The organism is Streptomyces daliensis (assembly GCF_054782395.1).
Genome location: NZ_BAAGSO010000125.1, coordinates 78,156 through 100,456, shown reverse-complemented (window position 1 = coordinate 100,456; position 22,301 = coordinate 78,156). Strand labels below are relative to the sequence as shown.

Here is a 22,301-nt window from a genome sequence, read left to right as displayed (position 1 = left end):
CATGTCGGAGCCCGTGAAGCCTTCCCGTTCGCATGCCGCGTCGTCCCAGCGTCTGAAGATGCGCCGTGAGTTGGCGGCGGCGGCGATGGAGCTGTTCGCGACGAAGGGTTACGAAGCGACGACCGTCGATGAGATCGCCGCGCAGGCCGGTGTGGCACGGCGCACGTTCTTCCGGCACTTCCGCTCCAAGGAAGAGGCGATCTTCCCGGACCACGACGACACACTCGTACGGGCCCAGGCCGTGCTGGAGGCGGCACCCGCACACGAGAACCCGCTCGACACGGTGTGCCGCGGCATCAAGGAAGTCATGAAGATGTACGCGTCCTCGCCGAAGGGCAGCGTGGAGCGGTACAAGCTGACGCGCGAGGTGCCCGCGCTGCGCGAGCGCGAGATCGCCTCCGTCGCGCGGTACGAGCGGCTGTTCACCCGCTATCTGCTGGGGCACTTCGACGAGGCGGCGCACCGCGACGGGGGCGGCGACTTCGACGAGCCGCTGCTCGCCGAGGTCGCGGCGTCCGCCGTGGTCACCGCGCACAACCATGTGCTGCGGCGGTGGCTGCGCGGGGGTGCGGTGGGTGACGTGGAGGCGCAGTTGGACCACGCCTTCGCGATCGTCCGCAAGACGTTCGGGACGGGGCTCGGCGCGTCCCGGCTCGTCGCCGGGGACGGGTCCTCGGCGACCGCTTCCGCGTCCGCGACGGTGTCGCGGGAGGACGAGGTGCTGGTCACTGTCGCGCGCACGGATGCGCCGCTCGGCGAGATCATGCGCACGATCGAGCAGGCGCTCCAGCGCGGCTGACGCCTCCCTGCGCCGACGTCACATCGCGGGTGCGCCCGGTGGCCCCGCGCGCGTTGTGATCGGTACGCGTTGTGGTCCGGGGCGCCCTGTGACTCGGCGCGACGTGCGGCCCGGGAGCCCTGGCCTCGCGCCCTGTTACCCGGCTCGCCGTGTGGCCGCGTCCATCCCTGTCCGGGTCCGGGTCTGGCCTGTTCGGCACCGCCGGTATCCACCGTCCTGGCGCGCCACCGTCGCGGCGGGAGAAGGGTTGCCGTCACGGCGGGGGGACCGTCGCGGCGGGAAAGGGTTGCCGCCACAGGCGGGGGCACCGTCGAGACGAAAAAGGCACGCAGTGTCTTGTGCGCTGGCACTGGGTGTCATACCGTGAAGTAGTCCGGGCGCTGTCCCAGCGGCTCTACCCCGCGTACGTCCGGACGCCTGCGTCACAGGCAATCTCAATAGGCGCCCCACCCGGCGCCGCCCCTCACGCACCACTGAGCCGAACCGACGGCACTGCCTCACAACCGACGACCCCTCAAGCGTTTCTCCCTCATCAGCGCTTCGCCGGAGGCATTACCGTGAACAAGATCCTCGACGCGATCCTCGCGTCCGACACGACCGCAGACGACTTCGCGAACCTCCCCCTCCCGGAGTCCTACCGCGCGGTGACCGTGCACAAGGACGAGGCCGAGATGTTCGACGGCCTCCCCTCGCGGGAGAAGGACCCGCGCAAGTCGCTGCACGTCGAAGACGTCGCCGTGCCCGAGCTGGGCCCGGGCGAGGCACTGGTGGCCGTCATGGCCTCCTCGGTCAACTACAACTCCGTGTGGACGTCGATCTTCGAGCCCGTCTCGACCTTCGCGTTCCTGGAGCGGTACGGGCGCCTCTCCCCGCTCACCAAGCGGCACGACCTCCCGTACCACGTCATCGGCTCCGACCTGGCGGGCGTCGTCCTGCGCACCGGGCCAGGGGTGAACGCCTGGCACCCGGGCGACGAGGTCGTGGCGCACTGCCTGTCCGTCGAGCTGGAGAGCGCGGACGGGCACAACGACACGATGCTCGACCCCGAGCAGCGCATCTGGGGCTTCGAGACCAACTTCGGCGGGCTCGCCGAGGTCGCGCTGGTCAAGTCGAACCAGCTCATGCCCAAGCCCGACCACCTGAGCTGGGAGGAGGCCGCGGCTCCGGGGCTGGTCAACTCCACCGCTTACCGGCAGCTCGTCTCCCGCAACGGCGCCGGCATGAAGCAGGGCGACAACGTGCTGATCTGGGGCGCCAGCGGCGGCCTCGGCTCGTACGCGACGCAGTTCGCGCTGGCCGGTGGCGCCACCCCGATCTGCGTCGTCTCCAGCGACCAGAAGGCGGAGATCTGCCGCCGGATGGGCGCGGAGGCGATCATCGACCGGAACGCCGAGGGCTACCGGTTCTGGAAGGACGAGCACCACCAGGACCCGAAGGAGTGGAAGCGCTTCGGCAAGCGCATCCGCGAGCTGACCGGCGGCGAGGACGTGGACATCGTCTTCGAGCACCCGGGCCGCGAGACGTTCGGCGCGAGCGTCTACGTCACGCGCAAGGGCGGCACCATCGTGACCTGCGCCTCCACCTCGGGCTACGACCACTCCTACGACAACCGCTACCTGTGGATGTCGCTCAAGCGGATCGTCGGCTCCCACTTCGCGAACTACCGCGAGGCGTGGGAGGCGAACCGGCTGATCACCAAGGGGAAGATCCACCCGACGCTGTCGAAGACGTACCGCCTGGACGAGACCGGGCAGGCCGCCTACGACGTGCACCGCAACCTCCACCAGGGCAAGGTCGGCGTCCTCGCGCTGGCCCCCGAGGAGGGACTCGGCGTGCGCGACGAGGAGAAGCGGGCCCGCCACATCGACGGCATCAACCTCTTCCGGAACGTGTGAGGCCAGTCCGTGACTGATCCAGCAGAACCCCTCACTGATCCGGCAGAGCCCCTCGGGGCGAGTGAGCCAAAGGGCGCGCCGGTGCCGAAAGCGACGAGGTCAAGCGCAGCGAGGAACGAGCGGAGCGCAGCGCCGGGGAGTGCCGGTGCCGGACCGGAGCGCCCGGAGGCGAGCGAACACAGGAAAAGGGACCGTCCGTGGCTGATGCGGACCTACGCAGGGCACTCCACGGCCGAGGCGTCCAACGAGCTGTACCGGCGCAACCTCGCCAAGGGGCAGACCGGCCTGTCGGTCGCGTTCGACCTGCCGACGCAGACCGGATACGACCCCGACCACATCCTCGCCCGCGGCGAGGTCGGCCGGGTCGGGGTCCCGGTCTCCCATCTGGGTGACATGCGGAGGCTGTTCGAGGGCATCCCGCTGGAACAGATGAACACCTCGATGACCATCAACGCCACGGCCATGTGGCTGCTGGCGCTCTACCAGGTGGTCGCCGAGGAGCAGGGCGCCGACATCTCCCGGCTCCAGGGGACGACGCAGAACGACATCGTCAAGGAGTACCTCTCCCGCGGGACGCACGTCTTCCCGCCGGTGCCGTCCCTGCGCCTGACCACGGACATGATCGCGTACACCGTCAGCCACATCCCCAAGTGGAACCCGATCAACATCTGCTCGTACCACCTCCAGGAGGCCGGGGCGACGCCCGTCCAGGAGATCGCGTACGCGATGAGCACGGCCGTCGCCGTCCTCGACGCCGTGCGCGACTCCGGGCAGGTGCCGCAGGAGCGGATGGGCGACGTGGTGGCCCGCATCTCGTTCTTCGTGAACGCGGGCGTCCGCTTCGTCGAGGAGATGTGCAAGATGCGGGCCTTCACCCGCATCTGGGACAAGGTCACCCGCGAGCGGTACGGCATCGAGAACCCCAAGCAGCGCCGCTTCCGCTACGGCGTGCAGGTCAACTCCCTCGGCCTGACCGAGGCCCAGCCCGAGAACAACGTGCAGCGCATCGTGCTGGAGATGCTGGCCGTGACCCTGTCCAAGGACGCGCGCGCCCGCGCCGTCCAGTTGCCCGCCTGGAACGAGGCCCTGGGCCTCCCCCGGCCCTGGGACCAGCAGTGGTCGCTGCGCATCCAGCAGGTGCTGGCGCACGAGAGCGATCTGCTGGAGTACGAGGACATCTTCGCGGGCTCCCACGTCGTCGAGAAGAAGGTGGAGGAGCTGATCGACGAGTCCCTCACCGAGATGCGGCGCATCGAGGAGATGGGCGGCGCCATGGCGGCCGTCGAGTCCGGCTACCTCAAGTCCCAGCTCGTCGCCTCGCACGCGGAGCGGCGCGGGCGTATCGAGTCGGGCGACGAGAAGATCGTCGGCGTCAACTGCTACGAGTCGACGGAGCCGAACCCGCTCACCGCCGACCTGGACACGGTCATCCAGACCGTGGACCCGGCGACGGAGAAGCAGGTCGTGGAGGCCATCGGGCGGTGGCGTGCCACGCGCGACGAGCCGTATGTGCACCCGCGCTCGGCGCAGGCGCTCCAGTTGCTGAAGGAGGCGGCGGCCACCGAAGCGAACCTGATGGAGGCCACCCTGGAGTGCGCCCGCGCGGGGGTGACCACCGGCGAGTGGGCGGGCGCGCTGCGCGAGGTGTTCGGCGAGTTCCGGGCCCCTACGGGTGTGAGCAGCGCGCCCGTCGCCGTACCCGTCGAGGAGGGCTCGGCCCTGGACGGGGTGCGCCGGAAGGTCGACGCGACGGCGGCCGACCTCGGCGTCGGCAAGCTCCGGCTGCTGGTGGGCAAGCCAGGACTCGACGGGCACAGCAACGGAGCCGAGCAGATCGCCGTACGGGCCCGCGACGCGGGCTTCGAGGTGATCTACCAGGGGATCAGGCTCACCCCGGAACAGATCGTCTCGGCGGCCGTCGCCGAGGACGTGCACTGCGTCGGCCTGTCCATCCTCTCCGGCTCGCACGCCGAGCTGGTGCCGGACGTGCTGGCGCGACTGCGCCGCACGGGCGTCACCGACATGCCCGTGATCGTCGGCGGCATCATCCCGTCGGCCGACGCCGAAGCGCTCAGGGCCGCCGGAGTCGCGGCGGTCTTCACCCCGAAGGACTTCGGCATCACGGAGATCATCGGCCGTATCGTCGACGAGATCCGCACAGCGAACCAGCTCGACCCCCTGGAGGTCCCCGCATGAGCCCCGTCAACCGTCTCCGTCCGCGGCGGTCCTGTCTCGCCGTACCCGGGAGCAATCCGCGCTTCCTGGAGAAGGCCCAGGGCCTCCCCGCCGACCAGGTCTTCCTCGACCTGGAGGACGCCTGCGCGCCGCTCGCCAAGCCCGACGCGCGGCACACCATCGTCAAGTTCCTCAACGAGGGCGACTGGACCGGCAAGACCCGGGTCGTGCGGGTCAACGACTGGACGACGCACTGGACGTACCGCGACGTGATCACCGTCGTGGAGGGCGCGGGCGCCAACCTGGACTGCATCATGCTGCCGAAGGTGCAGGACGCGCAGCAGGTGCAGGCCCTGGACATGCTGCTGACGCAGATCGAGACCACGATGGGCTACGAGGTCGGCCGGATCGGCATCGAGGCGCAGATCGAGAACGCCAAGGGCCTCGTCAACGTCGACGCCATCGCCGCCGCCTCGCCGCGCGTGGAGACCATCATCTTCGGCCCCGCTGACTTCATGGCGTCCATCAACATGAAGTCCCTGGTCGTGGGCGAGCAGCCGCCCGGCTACCCGGCGGACGCCTACCACTACATCCTGATGCGGATCCTGATGGCGGCCCGTACGCACGACCTCCAGGCGATCGACGGGCCCTACCTCCAGATCAAGAACGTCGACGGCTACCGCGAGGTCGCCCAGCGCGCCGCCGCGCTCGGCTTCGACGGCAAGTGGGTGCTGCACCCGGGCCAGGTCGAGGCGTCGAACGAGATCTTCTCGCCCTCCCAGGAGGACTACGACCACGCCGAGATGATCCTCGACGCGTACGAGTACTTCACCTCCGAGAAGGGCGGCAAGAAGGGCTCGGCGATGCTCGGCGACGAGATGATCGACGAGGCCAGCCGCAAGATGGCCCTGGTCATCTCGGGCAAGGGCCGCGCGGCGGGCATGCGCCGCACCACGACGTTCGAGCCCCCGGAGGCGTGATCATGCAGTTCGGCCGCACCTACGAGGAGTTCACGGTCGGTGACGTCTACAAGCACTGGCCGGGCAAGACGGTCACCGAGTACGACGACCACCTCTTCTGCCTCCTCACCATGAACCACCATCCGCTCCACATGGACAGCAACTACGCGGAGCGGACGACGGACTTCGGCAAGAACGTCGTCGTCGGCAACTACGTCTACTCGCTGCTGCTGGGCATGTCCGTGCCGGACGTCTCGGGCAAGGCCATCGCCAACCTGGAGGTGGAGTCGCTCAAGCACGTGGCCCCCACCTTCCACGGGGACACGATCTACGGCGAGACGACGGTGCTGGACAAGACGCCGTCGCGGTCCAAGAGCGACCGGGGTGTCGTGCACGTGGAGACCAAGGGCTACAACCAGGACGGCACCCTGGTGTGCGTCTTCCGGCGCAAGGTGATGGTGCCCACGGAGGCGTACATCAAGGAGCGCGGCGGAGAACAGCCGGGCCGCCCGGAGCTTCGTGAGGCTCCGGCCGCGCGGAAGGGAGAGAAGTGAGATGGGACGTCTCGCGCAGACCGACGGGCTGACGGAGATCCAGCGGGAAATCCTCTCCACCGTCCGTAGTTTCGTCGACAAGGAGATCCTGCCTGTCGCCACGGAGCTGGAGCACAAGGACGAGTACCCCGCGGAGATAGTCGAAGGACTGAAGGAACTCGGGATCTTCGGTCTGATGATCCCGGAGGAGTACGGCGGCCTCGGGGAGTCGCTGCTCACTTACGCGCTGTGCGTGGAGGAGATCGCACGCGGCTGGATGAGCGTGTCGGGCATCATCAACACGCACTTCATCGTGGCCTACATGCTCAAGCAGCACGGAACGCGGGAGCAGAAGGAGTATTTCCTGCCGAGGATGGCGGCCGGCGAGATCCGGGGCGCCTTCTCGATGTCGGAACCCGCGCTCGGCTCCGACGTGTCGGCCATCTCTTCCAAGGGCGTGCGCGACGGCGACGATTTTCTGCTCAACGGACAGAAGATGTGGCTGACGAACGGCGGCTCCTCGACGCTCGTCGCGGTGCTGTGCCGCACCGACGAGGGCCACCCGGAGGGCACGGCCCCGCACAAGTCCATGACGACCTTCCTGGTGGAGAAGGAGCCGGGATTCGGCGAGGTCAGGCCGGGCCTGACCATCCCCGGGAAGATCGACAAGATGGGCTACAAGGGCGTCGACACTACCGAGCTCATCATGCAGGACCTGCGAATTCCGGCCGACCGCGTGCTCGGCGGAGAGACCGGCCGCGGCTTCTATCAGATGATGGACGGTGTGGAGGTCGGCCGCGTGAATGTCGCGGCGCGTGGTTGCGGCGTGGCGCAGCGTGCCTTCGAATTGGGCATCGACTACGCACAGCAACGCCATACTTTCGGAAAGCCGATCGCCCAGCACCAGGCCATCCAGTTCAAGCTGGCCGAAATGGGTACCAAGGTTGAGGCCGCGCACGCGCTCATGGTGGGCGCTGCCCGCAAGAAGGACTCCGGACAGCGCAATGACCTTGAGGCGGGGATGGCCAAATATCTCGCCTCCGAGTACTGCAAGGAGGTAGTGGAGGACGCGTTCCGTATCCACGGCGGGTACGGTTTCAGCAAGGAGTACGAGATCGAGCGGCTCTACCGAGAGGCGCCGATGCTCTTGATCGGCGAAGGAACCGCCGAGATCCAGAAAATGATCGTGGGCCGCCGCCTGCTGGAGGAGTACCGCTTCCAGGGCTGAATGTCCTTTTTCGGGGTGTTTTCTTGGGGATCAAGATCACACCCCGATCTGGGACTTCGCACACTGACTGGCGCTCTGGCTTGCCCAGTTGCCACCAGTAACCGATAGCATCCCGGAAAGCCGCCGTCCCCCCGTCGAATACGCGGCTCCCTCCGCTACGAAGGTCATCCATGCCCCACAGCCCATCCTCTGCACCCAGCGGTCGCGTCCGCCTCGCACGCGGGGCGTCGCCGTGGCTCCTCCCGACAGTGGCCACGGCCGCCGTCAGCCTGTTCCGGGCCCGCCGCTCGGGCAAGGCGGCAGCGGTCGCCGTGCCTGCCACCGCGCTCGCGGCGGGCATGCTGTGGTTCTTCCGCGACCCGGAGCGCGAGATCACGCAGGGCCGCGTCATCTCTCCCGCCGACGGCGTGGTGCAGAGCATCATGCCGTGGAAGGACGGGCGCACCCGCGTCGCGATCTTCATGAGCCCGTTGAACGTCCACGTCAACCGCGCGCCCCTGGCGGGCTCGGTGACGTCCGTGGAGCACATCCCCGGGGGCTTCGTGCCCGCGTTCAACAAGGAGAGCGAGAACAACGAGCGCGTCGTCTGGCACTTCGACACGGAGCTGGGCGACATCGAGATGGTTCAGATCGCCGGTGCCGTGGCGCGCCGGATCGTTCCTTACGTGGCGCAGGGTGCCAAGGTGGAACAGGGCGAGCGCATCGGGCTGATCCGCTTCGGCTCCCGGGTGGACATCTATCTGCCGGAGGGAGTCGAGGCCGCCGTCGAGGTCGGCCAGACCACGACCGCGGGGGTGACTCGAATTGACCGTGATTGATCCCGATACACAGGCTTCGTGGGTCCCGGAGACCGACGAGGACGACGACGAGATGCCGCTGTCGACGCGGCTCTCGATAGCGGACACGCTGACGCTGGGCAACGCGACGTGCGGCTTCATGGCGGTGTACTTCACCACCACGGGCGTGCTGATCCCGCACCTCACCGGCAGCGAGGACGGCGGCATGGCGCGGCACAGCGCCGCGACCGCCGTCGTACTGATGCTGCTCGCGTCCGTCTTCGACCTGTTCGACGGCCTCGTGGCCCGCAAGCTGCGCAGCTCCGCGATGGGCGCCGAGCTGGACAACCTCTCGGACCTCATCAGCTTCGGCCTGGCACCCGCGTACTTCGTGAGCGTGTGGGGCATGGTCGCCAACGACGCGAACCAGCGGGTCTCGCTGGTGGCCGCGGTGGTGGTGCTGCTGGCTGTGGTGCTGCGGCTCGCGCGGTTCTCGTGCGTCACGCTGAGAGACGGCATCTTCCAGGGGATGCCGAGCCCGTTCGGGGCGCTGACGGTCGTCTCGATCGTGCTGCTGGAACTTCCCTTCCTGCCGACGCTGCTGGCCATCATCGGTGTGGCCTGGCTGATGGTGAGCCGGGTCGAGTACCCGAAGCCGCGGGGCAGCCTCGCTGTCGCCATGCTGGGCTGGATCGTGGCGAGCATGGGGCTGCTGGCGGCCTGGGCGTTCGACGCGCCCGGCGGTGAGCTGCTGCTCCAGACGGGGTGCGCGCTTCAGGTCGTCCTCGGCGCGGTGATCCCGCTGTTCGCGACGGCGCGACGGGTCAACACGTTCCGCGACAACCGCCGCGAGGCGCGGACTGCTGCGCAGGGCTGAGCGGAGTGAACGTAATGGGCGTGGGCCCCGAGCAGAAGCTCGGGGCCCACGCCCATTACGCGTCACGGGGGTGTTGCGCGGGACGGCTGGCCGGTGTGGTGGGTGCCGTAGGGTCCCGCGCTGATTTTTGTGCCGCTGCACGAGGCGCTGCGCGTGTGGCGGGGCGCCGTTTCCGGGTGCGGGCCGGTGGCTTCGGCGCGGCGTGTGGTGACGGTGCGACGCGGCTGGCGCCGCGTGATTCTTGGCTTGCGCCGGTGGTTATGGGGTGCCTGGGTGGTGGGGGTCGGCGCCGCGCCGGGGTGTCTCCTCGGCGTGAAGGTCTCGTTTTTGCCTCTCGGCCGGTGACTTGCTCGACCTGCGGGGACACCCCACCACGTCCCCTCCCACCCGGTGGCCAACCGCAGGTCGGTGACCCCTCCACTTGTTCCCACGCTGTGTGCCCGCACCTCGCGGTACGGGCCCAGCCACCACTGTTGTGGGCAGGCGTTCCGCATGGCGGAACGGGTGGGCACAACCCACCCACCGGCCCGCACCCGCGCACGAAACCCAAAGGGGCACCCAGGCAGGCGCACCCCTGCCAGAAACGGGCACCCCGTGTGGCCTTCACCGCGCACCCCGTGAAGGGGTGCAACCGGTGAAGGGGGGAGCCGGTGTTTCAGTCTGCGGTCTGCGCGTCGCGGGCTACCACCAGGCCGCCCTTTGCCTTTTCGTCCGGCTTGAGGATGTAGCTCTCGCGAGTGGAGGGCTTGTCCGGGTTCGAGAAGTCGTGGGTGATGCCGAAGCCGTTGCCGTAGGCGCGCAGGGACAGCAGGGCTTTGGTGACGCCCTCGCGGGTGAGGTCCTTGGCCTCGCACGCCTTCTTGAGGGCCTGGACGTAGACCGCCGTGGCGTTGTAGCCCGCGATCACGCCATTGTCGAGGACGGCCTTGGGGTACTCCGCGGCGTACGCACGGGCCAGTTTGCTCGGCCCCGGCTCCTCGGAGCCGATCGGCAGGGTGGAGGCGGCGACGTAGTAGTCACCCTGGAGCGCCTTGCCCGCCTGGGTCTTGAGCAGCTGCGGCGCGAAGGCCGAGTTGTTGCCGGCGATCGGTATCTTGAGCCCGCTCGCCGCCGCCAGCCCCACCAGCGACGCGGCCTGCCGCGGCCCCGCGCTGACGAGGGCCGCCTTGACGCCCGCCTTGTCGAACGCGGAGACCTGCGCCGACATGTCCTCGTCCGTCGGCTTGATCTTCTGCTTGACGAGGGTCAGTCCGTGCTTCTTGGCCGCCTCCTCTGCGCCCTCCAGCGCGTTCTCGCCGTAGTCGCCCTCGAAGTAGACGTGGCCGACCTTGTCGCCCTTCTTCAGGCCCTTCTCCTTCACCAGGAAGTCGACGGCGTTGACGGTCTCCACGTCGTAGGTAGCGCCGATGACGCGGATGTGCTCGTCGCCCAGCAGGGAGGCGGACCAGGCCATCGGGATGACCAGGACCTTGTCCTCCTTCTCGATGCGGCTCTTGGCCGCGCTGACGAAGGGCGAGCCGAGGAACTGGACAAAGCCCAGGACCTCGGGCTCCAGCTCGGTGTAGGCGGGGATGGCCTTGCCCGCGTCGTAGCCGTGGTCGCGGACGGTGAGGTCGAGCTTGCGGCCGCAGATGCCGCCGTCCGCGTTGGTCTGCTTGATGTAGAGCTGCTGCGCCTGGGTGACGCTCTTGCCGAGCGAGGCGTAGACGCCCGTCATGTCGGTGAGGGCGCCGAGGGTGATGGTCTTCTCCGTGACCCCGGCGCCTGTCTTGACGCCCTGCGCGTCCTCGCCGTCGCCCCCTCCCGCCGTGGACTTGCCGCTGCACGCGGAGGCGGCGAGGAGCGCGAGCGCGGCGGCGAGCGCGGTGCGGGTGACCGCGCGGGTACGTGTACGGGTACGGGTACGGGTACGGGTACGGGTACGGGTACGGGTGTGCGTCGTCATGAAGGGGACCCTCCGTCAGTGGCGTGCGGCGAACGGTGGACGGCGAGCCGGACGAGGCCGCCTGGCAGGAAGAGGACCACCGCGACTACGGCGGCGCCGTAGAGATAGCGGGACATCTCACCCGGCGCGACCCCGCCCGTGCCGGGCGCGGAGACGAGGGGCAGGACATCGCTGTAACGGGTGAGCAGTTGGGGCAGCAGGGCGATGAAGGAGGCGCCGAGGACGGCCCCGGTGACCGAGCCGAGCCCGCCCACCACGATCATCGCCAGGTATTCGAGTGACAGGACGAACCCGAAGTAGTCGGGCACCGTCCGCTGGAAGACCAGGGCCAGCAGGACCCCGGCCAGGCCCGCGTACATGGACGAGAGCACGAAGACGGCGCCGCGGTAGCGGGCGACGGGCACCCCCATCACCCCGGCGGCCACACGGTGGTCGCGGATCGCGTTCATGGCCCTGCCGGGACGTCCGCGCAGCACGCCCCGGGCGAACAGCGCGCACAGGGCGAGCAGGACCAGGCCCGCGTACCAGAGCTTCTCTGACGACTCGAAGGGCACCGAGGCCACCACGACGGGGCTGTCGTCGAAGGTGAACCCGAAGAGCGAGAGCCGGGGCACCTCGCGTCCGTTGTAACCGCCGGTCAGATCACCTGCGTTGAAGAGGACATGCTGACCGATGAAGATCAGCGCGAGCGTCGCGATGCCCAGATACGGGCCGTGCAGCCGCCCCGCGATGGGGCTGAACAGCCCGCCCGCCGCGCCCGCGAGCAGCACGGCGAGCACCACGGCCAGCCACGGAGGGGCCCCGAGCCCGGTCAGCTCGTGGCCGCTCTCCGTACTCCCGACGCCCGCGAAGGCGCAGTAGCCGTACGCGCCGACCGCGAGGAAGAACGCGTGCCCCAGGGAGAGCTGCCCCGTGGACCCGGTGAGCATGGTGAGGCCGATGGCGCCGATCGAAGCGGCCATGGCGAAGAGCCCGGCCTGGAGCCAGAAGCGGTCGAGGTAGAAGGGGAGGGCGAGGAGGAGCACCGCCGCGAGGGCGCCGCCGATGAGGCGCGGCGGCGAGTACGGGAGGCGGTCCGCGAGGCGGCGGCCCGCCTGTTCGCGCGGGGCACGGTTCTCCGCCGACGGTGAGGCGTGCGCGGTGCGGCGTGGGCGGTCAGACACGGGTCAGCTCCCTCGTACCGAAGAGCCCGGCCGGGCGGACGAGGAGCACCAGGACCATGACCACGTAGGGGGCCAGTCCGCCGATGCCGCGGCCGAGGAAGGTCAGATCGCTCTGGTAGCCGGTCACCAGCGCCTCCGTCACACCGACGATGAGCCCGCCCGCCAGGGCCCCCGTCGTCGAGTCGAGACCGCCGAGGATGGCCGCTGGAAACGCCTTGAAGGCGGCCAGCGAGGTGCCGCGCTCCAGCCCCGGCGTGGGGAAGACGGTGAGGAACAGCGCCGCGACGGCGGCCAGCCCGCCCGCCACCGCCCACGCGGAGGCGGAGACCCGGCCCAGCCTGATCCCCATCAGCGCCGCCGTCTCGGGCCGTTCGGCAGCGGCGCGCATGGCCACACCCCAGGGCGTGAAGCGGAACGCGAACAGGAACGCGGTGATGAGCAGCGCGGCGACGACGAACGCGGCGACACGGGTCTGCGGGAGGGTGACGGGGCCCAGGGACAGCACGCGGTCGCCCCACGGGTCGCCGAGGCCGTAGACATGGGAGCCGATGCGCCGGGTGAGGTCGGTGATGAGCAGGATGTCGACGCCGATGGTGACGATGGCGATCAGGCTCTGGTCCCGGCCCCGGTAGCGGCGCAGCACCAGGAACTCGACGCCCGCGCCGAGCACCGCCGCGCCCGTGACACCGACGGCCAGCGCCGCCCAGAAGCCCAGGTCGTCCTGGAGGACCGCCGTCAGATAGCCGCCCGCCAGGAGGAGGGAGGCGTGGGCGAAGTTCACGACCTCGGTCGCCTTGTAGATGACGACGAAGCCGAGGGCGATGAGCGCGTAGACGGCGCCCATCGAGAGCCCGCCCAGCAGGAGTTCGGTGAAGGTGGTCACGGGGCCTCCTGCGTGCCGGTGCGGTTGCTCTTGTCAGGGGTCCCGCTGTCTTCGCCGTCGCCGTCGTCCTGGGCCTCTTCGTCGTCCGTGGACGCTTCGCCGAGGTAGGCGCGGATGACGGCGGGGTCGCGGCGCACGTCGTCGGGGTGCCCGTCGGCGATGCGGCGGCCGAAGTCGAGCACCGTGACGGCGTCGGCGAGGCGCATCACCATGCCCATGTCGTGCTCGACGAGGACGAGGGAGATGCCGAGGCTGTCGCGTACGCCCGCGATCACCGCGGCCGTGCGGCGGCGCTCGTCCGCCGTCATTCCCGCGACCGGCTCGTCGAGCAGCAGCAGTCGCGGCTCCATGCACAGCGCCCGCGCCAGCTCGGCCAGCTTCTGGAGCCCGTACGGCAGCGTGGCGGCAGGCCGGTCCAGATACCGGTCCAGGCCCGTGAACTCCGCGATCTCCTCGACGCGCGCACGGTGCCGCGCCGCCTCGCGGGCCGCCGACGGCAGCCGCAGCCCGCTGGCCAGGAAACCCGCGCGGGTGAGCCGGTGACGGCCCAGCAGCAGCGTGTCCGCGACGGTGATGTGCGGGGACAGCGCGAGATTCTGGAACGTACGGGCCACGCCGAGCCCCGCGACGCGGTGCGGTGCGAGCCCCGTCAGCTCGGCGTCCCCGAGGCGGACGCTGCCCTCGGCCGCGCGATAGAGGCCCGAGAGCACGTTGAGGCAGGTGGACTTGCCCGCACCGTTCGGCCCGATGACCGCGTGCACACTACCCGGCTCGACGGTGAACGAGACCCCGTCCAGCGCCGTCAGCCCAGCGAAGCGCACGGTAAGGCCGCGTACGGCCAGCGGCGGCACGGGGGGCTCCGAGGCCGGGGAGGGTGCGACGGGTGCGGGTCGCGAGGACGATACGGGCCTCGCGCTCGCGGAATGCGACGGCCGCTCGGGCGCCGGCACCCGGGAGTGCTCCGTACCGCCCTGCCGCCCCGTCACGCGGACCACCGGCGCAGGACCGGCACGGGGCGCGGGGCTCCGGCGGGGGCGGGGAGACCGGCTGCCGGGGCCTGCGGGGGCTCCTCGTCGGCGATGCCGAGGTAGCGGCGCCGTACCTCGTCCGACGCGGCCAGCTCGTCGGCCGGACCCCGCAGCGTCACCTCGCCGACCTCCAGCACACAGGCCGAGGACGCCAGCCTGAGCGCGACGGCCGCGTTCTGCTCGACCAGCAGGACCGAGGTGCCCTGCGCGTTGATCTCCCGGATGGTCTGGGCGATCCGGGCCGAGGCGAGCGGGGCGAGTCCCAGCGTGGGCTCGTCCAGCAGCAGCAGCCTGGGCCGCGCCATCAGGGCGCGGCCGAGCGCGAGCATCTGCTGTTCGCCGCCCGAGAGCAGGCCCGCGCGCTGGCGGGACCGCTCGGCCAGTACGGGGAAGAGCGCGTGCACGCGGGCCAGCGCTTCCGCCGTTGCCGCGCCACGGCGGCCGCGCGCTCCTGCGCGTAAGTTGTCCGCCACGGTCATGCGGGCGAAGATCTGCCGCCCCTCGGGCACCTGCACCACTCCCGCGGCGACCACCTGGTCGGGCGGGAGTCCGTCCAGGCGTCGGCCGCCGAAGGCGAGGGTGCCCGAGCGGATCGCTCCGCCGTGAAAACGCAGCGTGCGGGAAACGGCCCGCAGCAATGTGGACTTGCCCGCGCCGTTGCCGCCCAGTACGGCGACCACGGCTCCCTCGGGCACGTCCAGGGAGACCTCGCTCAGCGCCCGTACCGGCCCATAGCCGACGGACACCTCCCGGACCTCCAGTGAAGCGGCCGCCATCGGCCCTCCTTCCACCGGTGCTCGGCGCTCACCTCAGCACCGGCGGAAGTCCCCGTCCACGGCATCCCCCAGGTTCGCTGCCCCCGACCACCCGACGGACGCCCGGCCTGTGCGACGGCACAACGGGTCCCCTTCGCGGGGGGCGGAAGGAAACGGGGGGTTCCCCGTTCGACGGGGGTGTTGCGCGGGACGGTTGGCCGGTGTGGTGCGCGCTGTAGGGTCCCGCGCTGATTTTTGCGCCGCGTCACGGGGGCGGTGCGCGTGTGGCTTGGCGCCGTGTTCGGCTGCCTGGCCGGTGGCTACGGCGCGGCGTGTGGTTGCGGTACGACGCGGCTGGCGCCGCGTGGTTCTTGGCTTGTGCCGGTGGCCGTGTGGGGTACGTGTTCTACGGTGTCCGGTGCCGCGCCGGGGTGTCTCCTCGGCGTGAAGGTCTCGTTTTCGGCTCCCGGCCGGTGACTTTCTCGACCTGCGGGGACACCCCACCACGTCCCCGTCCCGCCGGTGGCCCACTATCCAGCTCCGGGTGCGCCAAGGTCCACCCCACAGCGCGGGACCTGCGGTCCCCTTTCACGGGGCAACCGGTCCCGCGCAACTCCCCCTGTCGGGGGTGCGTAGCCCGGTGCCCCTTTGGGGTTTCGTTCGCGGCTGCGGGCCGGTGGGGGGGTGTGCCCACCCTCCCCCAGCTACCGCTGGGAGGTGCCCCCTCGCCATGCGGAACGCCTGCCCACAACAGTGGGAGCGGACCCGGAGGTTGTCCCCGCAAGTGGTGGCGACGAGTATGTACAGACAGCCGAAAAACCGACCCGCACTTGTCGCCGCCCGAGGAGACACCCCACCGCGGCACCGACCCCCACCACACACCGACCCCACACGACCACCGGCACAAGCCAACAACCACGCGGCGCCAGCCGCACCGCACCGCAACCACACGCCGCACCGAAGCCACCCACCCGCACCCGAAAAACGCCGCGCCCCGTGCAGCGGCACAAAAATGTTGTGGGCAATCGTCCCGCTGGCGGGACGGGTGGGCACAACCCGTGCCACCGGCCCGCCACACGCGAACGAACCCCCAAAGGGGCACCCACACCAGGCGCACCCTCTGAGGAGAGGAGCACCCCGTGAGGCGGTCAACGTCGCACCCCGTGAAGGGGCACAACCCGGTGAAGGGGCGACCCTTCGTTTCATAGATGCGCCGCAGCCACGCGTTCTGCTGTGGATTCCAGGAGTGGGCCCGCGTTGGCGATGCAGCGGGACGTGTCGGGTTCGAGATCGGTGAGGGGGTACGCCCTCTCGATGCCCGCCCCCTTGAGCGCGGGCTCGTCGAGCGCGAGCCTGCCGCACACCGCGACGACCTGCTTGCCCGCCTTACGGGCCGCCGCCGCGACCCCCGCCGGAGCCTTGCCGTGCAGCGTCTGCTCGTCGAGCGAGCCCTCGCCCGTGATCACGAGGTCCGCGCGGTCCAGGGCCGGGGCGAAGCCCAGGACGTCGAGCAGTACCTCGATGCCGGGCCGGAAAGAGGCGCGCAGGCCGACCAGCGCCCCGTACCCGATGCCCCCCGCAGCGCCCGCGCCGGGCGCCCGCGCCGCCTCCGTCGCGCTGGGCCCGACCGCCTCGGCCAGCACCTGCGTGAAGTGGGTGAGCGCCGTGTCGAGGACGGCCACGTCCTCCTCGCTGGCCCCCTTCTGGGGCCCGTAGACCGCGGGGGCGCCCTTCGGCCCCGTCAGCGGGTTGTCGACGTCGCTGGCGAGGACGATCTCGACGTTCTTCAGCCGCTCGTCCAGCCCGGAGAGGTCGGCGGAGACCATCTCGATGAGCGGGCCGCCGCCGTGCGGCACGGGGTCGCCGTCCCGGTCGAGGAAGCGTGCCCCGAGCGCTTCGAGCATGCCCGCGCCGCCGTCCGTCGTCGCCGAGCCGCCGACGCCGAAGACGATGGTGCGCGCCCCCGCCTCGACCGCGGCGAGCAGCACTTCGCCCGATCCGTACGTGGTGGCCGTCAGCGGCGCGAAGACGCCGGGCGGCATGAGCTGGAGGCCGGACGCCTCCGCCATCTCGACCACGGCGGTGTCGCCGTGCAGTGCGAACGCGGCGGTGACCGACGCGCCGAGCGGTCCGGTGACCTCCACCTCTCTGCGCTCGAAGCCGCCCGCGACGGCTGCGGCCACGGTGCCGTCGCCTCCGTCGGCGACGGGCAGGGCCTCGATCCGGGCCTCGGGCCGGGCTCTCCTGATACCGGCCGTGACACGCTCGGCGACCTCGACGGCCGTCAGCGATCCCTTGAACTTGTCCGCGGCAATCAGCACGCGCGCCGTCGTTGTCATGGTTCTGCCCCTGGGTCTCTCTTGCGTTCGAACAGGCAGTCGCGCCGCTGCGACCCTATCCGCAGCCCCTGCCCGCCGACTACGGCGCACCGTCCGGCGAGGCCTCCGTCCACGGCGCGGCACCACCAGAAAACAGCGGGTATCGCACCATAGTGGGGCGGCATGAGCACCGATACGACCACCTTCCCGGAGCCGCCCGGGCAGGACGGCCCCGGCACGCCCGGTGACGGCCCCCCGGGCGACGGCACGCCCGGTGACGGCACGCCCGGTGACGGTACCGGCACCTCCGGCGAAGGCCCGCCCCTCGACCCGCCCCCGGACAAGGCCGTGGTGACCCTCGGTGTCCTCGTCGTCGCGGGCGTCGTGCTGTGGGCGGCGCTCGGCAAGGGCTCCTTCGACTCGTTCACCGACGGCGCGCTGAACTGGGTGCTCGGCAACTTCAGTTGGCTGTTCATGATCGCCGCGAACGTCTTCCTCGTGCTGTGCCTCATGCTGGCGCTCGGCCGCTTCGGGCGGCTGCGGCTCGGCAAGGACGACGAGGAGCCGGAGTTCGACAACCTCGCCTGGATCGCAATGATGTTCAGCGCGGGCATGGGCATCGGCCTGATGTTCTACGGGGTGGGCGAGCCGCTCCAGCACTACGCGGATCCGCCGCCCTTCGGCGACGTCGCGCCCCGCTCGGGGGCCGCCGCGCAGACGGGGCTGGAGTACGCGCTGTTCCACTGGACGCTCCACCCCTGGGCCATCTACGGGATGGGCGGGCTCGCCCTCGCCTACGCCACGTTCCGCAAGGGGCGCGGCAACCGCGTCAGTTCCGTGTTCGTGTCCCTCATCGGGCAGCGGCGCGCTGACGGCTGGCAGGGCAAGGTCATCGATCTGCTGGCGGTCTTCGCGACCGTCTTCGGCACGGCCACCAGTCTCGGTCTGGGCGCGCTCCAGGTCGCGGAGGGGCTGCATCTCTCGCTGGGCGTGCCGCACACGACCACCGTCGAGCTGCTGGTCATCGTCGTGCTGGGGGCCGCGTTCGTCCTCTCGGCCTTCTCCGGGCTGCACAAGGGCGTCAAGTGGCTGAGCAGTATCAACATCGTGCTCGCCGCACTGCTGATGGTCTTCGTCTTCGTCGCGGGCCCGACCGTCTTCCTGCTCGACTCGATCCCGGCGACGGTCGGCCCGTACCTCCAGGAACTCCTGGTCACCTCGTCCCGCACCGGCGCCTTCGGGCACAGCGACTGGCTCGGCACCTGGACGATCTTCTACTGGGCGTGGTGGCTGTCGTGGGCCCCGTTCGTCGGCACGTTCCTGGCCCGTATCTCGCGCGGGCGCACCGTCCGCGAGTTCCTGCTCGGCGTGCTGCTGGTGCCCAGCGGCGCTTCGGCGGTGTGGTTCTGTGTGATGGGCGGTACGGCGATCAGGCTGGACTCGACGGGCCGCGCCGGCCTGGCGGGCGAGGCAGACAACGCGGAGAAGTCCCTCTTCGCCACGCTGGAGGCGCTGCCGTTCCAGTCCGTGACCTCGGTGCTGGCGATCCTGCTGGTGATGATGTACTTCATCACCAGCGCCGACTCGGCCTCCCTGGTGATGGGCTCCCTCACGAGCAGGGGCGCGCTGCATCCGCGTACGTGGCTGGTCGTCACGTGGGGCGTGCTGATGTCGGCCGTGGCCGCCGTGCTGCTGCTCGCGGGCGGCCTCGAATCTCTCAAGTCCGGCACGATCCTGGTGGCGCTGCCCTTCGTGCTGGTGATGCTGGCGCTGTGCTGGGCGCTGCTCAAGGAGCTGCGCGAGGATCCCGGCGCCGGGCCGCCCCGGCACCATCCGCTGTACGGGCTGCGGGACGCGGTCCGGGCGATGGTCGGCGAAGCGCTCCACGGCGGCGGCTCGACCCGGCTCCGCCCCTGACCGGCGTTCGCGCGCGGCGGTTCACCCCGGCGGGCGGCGTGCCAGTGCCCGCCCTCCAGGGCTGCCCGGGAGGGCGGAAGGAACATTCAGCGGCGCAGGCGCAGACGGCGCCAGACCGCGCGGGCCGCGTGGTGGCCGCCCATGCCGTGCACCCCCGCACCCGGCGGCGTCGCCGAGGAGCACAGATACACGGCCGGGTGCGCCGTCTCGTACGGCACCCGTGTGAGCTTCGGGCGCAGCACCAGTTGCAGCGACTGCGGCGACCCGCACGCGATGTCGCCGCCCACATAGTTGGCGTTGCGCGCCGCGAGTTCGGGCGGGCCCGCCGTCGCGCGGGCCAGCACCAGATCGCGGAACCCGGGTGCGAACCGCTCCAGTTGGCGCTCGACGGCCTCCGTCGCGTCGCCCTCCCAGCCGTTGGGCACGTGTCCGTACGCCCAGAAGACGTGCTTGCCCTTGGGCGCGCGCGAGCCGTCCACCAGCGACGGCTGGGCCGTGATCAGGAAGGGCCGGTCCGGGGCACGGCCGCCCACCGCGTCGCGCATGGCGGTGTCGATGTCGCGCGCCGTCGGCCCGACGTGCACGGTGCCCGCGCGGCGCGCCTCCTCGCTGGTCCAGGGGACGGGCCCGTCCAGCGCGTAGTCGATCTTGAAGACGCTGGCACCGTACCGGTAGTTCGCGTACGCGTTGCCGAGCCCCGCGATGCGCGCGAGGGCCGTCGGCGAGGTGTCGAAGACGTAGGCACGCGCGGGCGGCAGTTCGTCGAGGCGCTTCACCTCGGTACCGGTGTGGATGACACCGCCCAGCGCGCGGAAGTACCCGGCGAGCGCGTCCGAGATGGCCTGGGAGCCGCCGCGCGGCAGCGGCCAGCCGTTGGCGTGCGCGGCGAGCGCGAAGACCAGCGCGGGCGCCGTCACGGCGGGCGTGGACAGCGGCGCGATGACGTGTCCGGCGAGGCCCGCCAGCAGCGCGGGGGCCTTCGCGTCGTGGAAGCGGCGGTTGACCCAGCTCAGCGGGCGCAGCCCCGTCAGCCCGAAGCGGGCGAGCAGCACGGGGTCGGTGGGGAAGCGGCCGTTGAGGGCCGAGCCGATGCCGAGGAAGTCGGCGGCGAGGGTGTCCCACTTGCCGGTGAAGGGTTCGACGAGACGGCGGTACGTTCCCGCGTCGCGCGGCCCCAGCGACATCGCCGTCTCGCCGACGGAGCGCGCGAGCACGGCCGCGCTGCCGTCGGGGAAGGGCTGGGCCATGGGGAGTTCGGGGTGCAGCCACTCCAGCCCGTACCGCTCCAGGGGCATGTCGCGGAAGGCGGGCGAGCCCGCGCCCGTGGGGTGCACGGCGGAACAGGGGTCGTGCCGGAAGCCGGGGAGGGTCAGCTCCTCCGTACGGGCGCCGCCGCCCACGGACTCCCGGGCTTCGAACAGCTCGACGGAGAAGCCGCGGCGGGCGAGTTCGACGGCCGCTGTCAGCCCGTTCGGCCCTGCTCCGACGACGACCGCGTCACGGATCGATGGCACTGTCGGCTCTCCCCTCGCCCGATCCTCGTCCTTGAGGTCAGCGGCGTCAGCCGCCCCCGTCGCGCGCACGGCGGCACCGGCCGGTTCCGGTTCCGGTTCTGGTCCGGTTCCGGCCGCGGGCGCCGCCGGCAGGGCGTGTCAGCGGCCCGCGCGCAGCAGCCCCACCATACGCCGGGCCGTGGCGGCGTCCCGCGCCGCGGTGAAGGGCAGCGCGTTGCCGCCCGCGAGCCGGAACGGCTCGTCCGCCACCGTCGCGCTCGCGCCGCCCGCCTCTGCGACGAGCAGCAGCCCGGCCGCGTGGTCCCAGGCCGCCTCCCAGCTGAAGGCGACGGCGTCGAGACCGCCGCGCGCCACCGCGAGGTATTCGAGCCCGGCCGAGCCGCAGGGGCGGGGCTCGACGCCCTCCGTACGGAGGCCGAGCAGCGCCCGCTTCTGCTCCTCGGTGGTGAAGTCCGGGTGGGACGTGGCCACCCGGAGCGGGGCACCGGGCTCGGGCGAGCCGGAGCGCAGTGCCTCGCCGTCGAGCAGCGCGCCGCCGCGGCGCCGTGCCGTCGCCATCACGTCGAGCGCGGGCGCGTAGGTCCAGGACGCCAGCACCTCGCCGAAGCGGGCGAGCGCCACGAGCGTGCAGAAGCCCTCCTCACCGCGCACGAACTGGCGGGTGCCGTCGACCGGGTCCACGATCCAGACGGGCGCGTCGCCGTGCAGCGCCTCGTACGTGGCGGGCTTGGCGTGCACGGCCTCCTCGCCGACGACGACGGAGCCCGGCAGCAGCTCGGACAGCGCGTGCGTCAGATGCTCCTCGGCCCGCTGGTCGGCCACGGTGACCAGATCGTGCGGCCCGCTCTTCTGGACGACCTCGTCGTCCCCGAGCTGCCGCCAGCGCGGCATCACCTCGTCGGCCGTGGCCTTGCGGACGGCCTTCTCGACCTGTGCGATCAGCTCATCGTCGATCATGCCTCCATGGAAGCACGGCGGGGGGGCGGTCGGCGCTGTCCCCTTCGCGGGGGGCGGAAGGAAACGGGGGTTGCCGGTTCGTCGGGGGTGTTGCGCGGGACGGTTGGCCAGTGTGGTGCGCGCTGTAGGGTCCCGCGCTGATTTTTGCGCCGTGGCACGCAGTGGGGTGGCTGGGCGCCGTTCTTCGGGTGCGGGCCGGTGGCTTCGGCGCGGCGTGTGGACCGGTGCGTCGCGGCTGGCGCCGCGTGGTTCTTGGTTTGTGCCGGTGGTTGTGGGGTTGGTGTGTGGTGGGGGTCGGTGCCGTGCCGGGGTGTCTCCTCGGGCGGCGACAAGTGCGGGTCGGTTTTTCGGCTGCCTGCTGGTGGGGGTCGGTGCCGTGCCGGGGTGTCTCCTCGGGCGGCGACAAGTGCGGGTCGGCTTTTCGCCTGCCTGTACATACTCGTCGCCACCACTTGCGGGGACACCCCACCACGTCCCCTCCCGCCCGGTGGCCATCAGCACCACCGTTGTGGGCAGGCGTTCCGCATGGCGAGGGGGCACCTCCCAGCGGTAGCTGGGGGAGGGTGGGCACAACCCGTG

Annotated in this window: 17 protein-coding genes; 9 read left to right on the top strand and 8 right to left on the bottom strand. The window is 71.0% G+C overall.

Annotated features, from left to right (window positions below; translation table 11 throughout):
* Position 1 precedes the first annotated feature (1 nt).
* From ACYVOO_RS36330 to pssA, 8 genes are all read left to right on the top strand, one after another.
* Positions 2–799, top strand: a complete 798-nt coding sequence (locus ACYVOO_RS36330; protein WP_461019993.1) for a TetR family transcriptional regulator — start codon at positions 2–4, stop codon at positions 797–799.
* Between the two features lie 551 nt (positions 800–1,350).
* On the top strand, positions 1,351–2,694 hold the full coding sequence (gene ccrA / locus ACYVOO_RS36325; RefSeq protein ID WP_461020071.1) for a crotonyl-CoA carboxylase/reductase: 1,344 nt from the start codon (positions 1,351–1,353) through the stop codon (positions 2,692–2,694).
* An 81-nt stretch (positions 2,695–2,775) separates the two neighbouring features.
* Complete coding sequence (locus tag ACYVOO_RS36320) at positions 2,776–4,890, top strand: protein meaA (protein ID WP_461019992.1); 2,115 nt, start codon at positions 2,776–2,778, stop codon at positions 4,888–4,890.
* On the top strand, positions 4,887–5,849 hold the full coding sequence (locus tag ACYVOO_RS36315) for an HpcH/HpaI aldolase/citrate lyase family protein (RefSeq protein WP_453343630.1): 963 nt from the start codon (positions 4,887–4,889) through the stop codon (positions 5,847–5,849). Before ACYVOO_RS36320 ends, ACYVOO_RS36315 begins: the two co-directional genes overlap by 4 nt.
* A 2-nt stretch (positions 5,850–5,851) precedes the next feature.
* Positions 5,852–6,382, top strand: coding sequence for a MaoC family dehydratase (locus tag ACYVOO_RS36310; RefSeq protein WP_453343629.1), 531 nt, complete (start codon positions 5,852–5,854; stop codon positions 6,380–6,382).
* A 1-nt stretch (position 6,383) separates the two neighbouring features.
* Positions 6,384–7,589, top strand: coding sequence for an acyl-CoA dehydrogenase family protein (locus ACYVOO_RS36305; RefSeq protein ID WP_461019991.1), 1,206 nt, complete (start codon positions 6,384–6,386; stop codon positions 7,587–7,589).
* A 170-nt stretch (positions 7,590–7,759) separates the two neighbouring features.
* Positions 7,760–8,407 carry a phosphatidylserine decarboxylase gene (locus ACYVOO_RS36300; RefSeq protein WP_461019990.1) on the top strand — a complete coding sequence of 216 codons (648 nt, stop codon included), beginning with the start codon at positions 7,760–7,762 and terminating at the stop codon, positions 8,405–8,407.
* Entirely contained in the window at positions 8,394–9,242 is an 849-nt protein-coding gene (gene pssA, locus ACYVOO_RS36295) for a CDP-diacylglycerol--serine O-phosphatidyltransferase (RefSeq protein WP_453343626.1), read from the top strand. Before ACYVOO_RS36300 ends, pssA begins: the two co-directional genes overlap by 14 nt.
* A 655-nt stretch (positions 9,243–9,897) precedes the next feature.
* On the opposite strand, the gene ACYVOO_RS36290 is transcribed toward pssA, so the two are convergent.
* The 6 genes from ACYVOO_RS36290 to ACYVOO_RS36265 all read right to left on the bottom strand — a co-directional run bounded on the left by ACYVOO_RS36290 (position 9,898) and on the right by ACYVOO_RS36265 (position 17,355).
* A complete protein-coding gene (locus tag ACYVOO_RS36290; RefSeq protein ID WP_461019989.1) occupies positions 9,898–11,187 on the bottom strand; it encodes an ABC transporter substrate-binding protein in 1,290 nt (429 codons plus the stop codon).
* Positions 11,184–12,350 (bottom strand): branched-chain amino acid ABC transporter permease, encoded by a 1,167-nt coding sequence (locus ACYVOO_RS36285; protein ID WP_461019988.1) that lies wholly within the window; start codon positions 12,348–12,350, stop codon positions 11,184–11,186. Before ACYVOO_RS36285 ends, ACYVOO_RS36290 begins: the two co-directional genes overlap by 4 nt.
* Positions 12,343–13,233, bottom strand: coding sequence for a branched-chain amino acid ABC transporter permease (locus ACYVOO_RS36280; RefSeq protein WP_461019987.1), 891 nt, complete (start codon positions 13,231–13,233; stop codon positions 12,343–12,345). Before ACYVOO_RS36280 ends, ACYVOO_RS36285 begins: the two co-directional genes overlap by 8 nt.
* Positions 13,230–14,084, bottom strand: coding sequence for an ABC transporter ATP-binding protein (locus ACYVOO_RS36275; RefSeq protein ID WP_461019986.1), 855 nt, complete (start codon positions 14,082–14,084; stop codon positions 13,230–13,232). Before ACYVOO_RS36275 ends, ACYVOO_RS36280 begins: the two co-directional genes overlap by 4 nt.
* Before the next feature lie 131 nt (positions 14,085–14,215).
* Complete coding sequence (locus ACYVOO_RS36270) at positions 14,216–15,037, bottom strand: ABC transporter ATP-binding protein (RefSeq protein ID WP_461019985.1); 822 nt, start codon at positions 15,035–15,037, stop codon at positions 14,216–14,218.
* A 1,181-nt stretch (positions 15,038–16,218) separates the two neighbouring features.
* The gene (locus ACYVOO_RS36265) at positions 16,219–17,355 is read right to left on the bottom strand and encodes a glycerate kinase (RefSeq protein ID WP_461019984.1); all 1,137 of its coding nucleotides are present in this window, start codon (positions 17,353–17,355) and stop codon (positions 16,219–16,221) included.
* A gap of 162 nt (positions 17,356–17,517) precedes the next feature.
* Between ACYVOO_RS36265 and ACYVOO_RS36260 the strand changes: the two genes are divergently transcribed.
* Complete coding sequence (locus ACYVOO_RS36260; RefSeq protein ID WP_461019983.1) at positions 17,518–19,251, top strand: BCCT family transporter; 1,734 nt, start codon at positions 17,518–17,520, stop codon at positions 19,249–19,251.
* Between the two features lie 86 nt (positions 19,252–19,337).
* On the opposite strand, the gene ACYVOO_RS36255 is transcribed toward ACYVOO_RS36260, so the two are convergent.
* Positions 19,338–20,765: a phytoene desaturase family protein gene (locus ACYVOO_RS36255; RefSeq protein ID WP_461019982.1), complete on the bottom strand. Its 1,428-nt coding sequence runs from the start codon at positions 20,763–20,765 to the stop codon at positions 19,338–19,340.
* A 138-nt stretch (positions 20,766–20,903) separates the two neighbouring features.
* Positions 20,904–21,722, bottom strand: coding sequence for an inositol monophosphatase family protein (locus ACYVOO_RS36250; protein ID WP_461019981.1), 819 nt, complete (start codon positions 21,720–21,722; stop codon positions 20,904–20,906).
* Between the last annotated feature and the right edge of the window lie 579 nt (positions 21,723–22,301).